Origin of the sequence: Vibrio sp. HI00D65, assembly GCF_001635455.1 — a bacterium.
Lineage (GTDB): Bacteria > Pseudomonadota > Gammaproteobacteria > Enterobacterales > Vibrionaceae > Vibrio.
This window is the reverse complement of the sequence record NZ_LWEH01000295.1, coordinates 1-2,111: the sequence shown is the minus strand read 5'-3', so window position 1 is coordinate 2,111 and position 2,111 is coordinate 1. Positions and strand designations below refer to the sequence as shown.

Annotated in this window: 2 protein-coding genes; both read right to left on the bottom strand. The window is 44.6% G+C overall.

Going from position 1 to position 2,111, the window contains the following annotated elements; all coding sequences use genetic code 11:
- Positions 1-21: 21 nt before the first annotated feature.
- Positions 22-1,203 (bottom strand): heme biosynthesis protein HemY, encoded by a 1,182-nt coding sequence (locus tag A3712_RS19020; protein ID WP_063524669.1) that lies wholly within the window; start codon positions 1,201-1,203, stop codon positions 22-24.
- Positions 1,203-2,111, bottom strand: a 909-nt coding sequence (locus A3712_RS19015; RefSeq protein WP_063524668.1) for a uroporphyrinogen-III C-methyltransferase, incomplete at its 5' end; no start/stop codon positions are given. The genes A3712_RS19020 and A3712_RS19015, both read right to left, overlap by 1 nt.

Below are 2,111 nucleotides of genomic sequence, written 5' to 3'. Positions count from 1 at the left end.
TTCTTAATTATGCAGAGGGATTTAAGCTGGTTGAACTAGAGCGAGTGCCTTACGAGAGACCTCATGGGCTGCTTTGGTTAGGTTCTGCTTCTCTAGTGCATCTGATAGGTACCCGTAATCTGATACATTTGAGCGTAGTGCCAGAGCCTTCTCGAAGTGGTTTTGTGCTTCTGCCCAGTTCTGTTCTCTTAAGTAGAACTGAGCTAATGCACTGTGTGCTTCTGCATTATTGCTATCTTTGCTGATAGCGCGCTCTAACATAACAACCACTGGGTGGTGATCAGCAAGATTCAGCTCTGGAAGTAGCATGTAGAGCTCGTTTGAACCTGTTTTAGCAATGTTCTCTTTGATAACTGTAAAAGCTTCTGCATCGGCTTTACGGGCGATCAGTTGTTTTACGAAACAAGAGACAAGGTGTGAGCTTTGCTTTTGTTTTCTTGGAAGCTTGTTCCAGTGACTGATTAAGCCTTCGCTGCCTTGCTGTTGTGCTACATCGTGAAGTAAACCACATTGTGCTTTCTGCTCTAATTCACTTTGTTCTTCTGCCGTTAGAAGCTTGTTCTTAGAGAGCTTAGGGGTTAGTTCCAGCAATGGTTGCCATAACTTAAGCTGCATGTAGGTCGCTTTTAGTAAGCCCAGGACTGCAGTGTTGTTTGGGTGTGAACCTTTTAAGCTAGAAAGAGTATCGAAAGCCGCTTCATAGTTTGATTCACTGATTTGCTGTTTCGCTTTTGTTAGCTCTACTGCCAGTAGCGAATCATCTTGTTGGCTAGCTAGTTCGATGTATTTATCACGTTCAGCGGTATTCCCTTGCTCATGTGCGGCTTGAGAAGCCACTAGGTAACAAAGCAGAGGCATGTCGTGGTGGTTAGCCCAACGTGTGACTTTCTTCTCTGCACCTTTCCAATCACCTTCAAGAAGTTTGATGATGCCTTCATTGGTGTAGCGGCGAGAGCGCTTTAGTTTACGAACACTGAACCAATTCCAAGTTGTTGAACTTGCATAAATTAGCTTTTTAAATAGGTACTCTAGGCCGAATAGTGCCGCTAAAAGTGCAATCACAAAGATCGCCAGAGTGGTCACACTCATCTCAATGGTCTTATTGGCAATTGATATCAGCACATAGCCCTGTTGACCTGAAAATTGAGTGCCGACAAATAGACCTGCACCCAGAACGAGGAAAAGAAAGATTAAACGAATCATTATTTCTCCTCCGAGGTCATTACCGTAACCTCACGGCGTAGACGTTCACGAATCACATCAGACAACTGGATCTGAGACTCAAGTTTCACTGGGTATTTAACAGTGATGTTTTGCTCGCTTAGCTGTTTGATAGCCTTCTCAAACTCGATAACTGAATTGTCATCTTGGTTTAGGTACGACTTAGACCACTCGTTAGCTGTCTTTAGAGCTGCGCTATAAACTTCACCTTGCTCTTTGTAGACTGCGCGAATTGCGGTTTCCAGTTTACCTTTGATGTTTTCGCGCAGGTAGAAGTGCTGTTCTGGGGATAGTAGAGGGATAACCTCGCCATCTCGGCTACGGAAAGTGATGAAGTTTTCTGAGAAGTCTTTCATCGACGTCATCAGGTTGCTTTGCCAATCATTGATGTCTTGAGATACGGCTTTTTTCTCGACGACTTCAGCCTCAGGAAGAATCGCATTCGCCAGAGGTAGCTTATCGACTTGTTGCTGAAGGCTCGTGATACGTAGGACTAAGCCATCGCGGTCGATCAGAGGGATAGTACGAAGCTTAGTGATGTCATTAGTCATAGACTGACGCAATGATACTAGGCTTGGATCGTTAAGTGCAGCGATACGCTGATCGGCACTTTCCATTAGTTTGGTTGCGCTAACCGCATCATGCTCAAGGAATAGTTTACGACCAGCTAGTTTTACTAAGTAATCAGCTTCCGCAAGCAGCCAGTCATTTGGACGACGACCTTTCACATCGGCTACCGCTAGCTGTAGACTTTGAATGCTCTTTTGTTGTTGAGATTGTACAACCTGAGTTTTCTCTACCGCATGTGACGCTTCTTGGATAGTCTCTTGCTTGATAGCTTGCAGGTCTTTATTTACAGCAGATTGGGTATTTTGTAGCTGGGCTTGAAG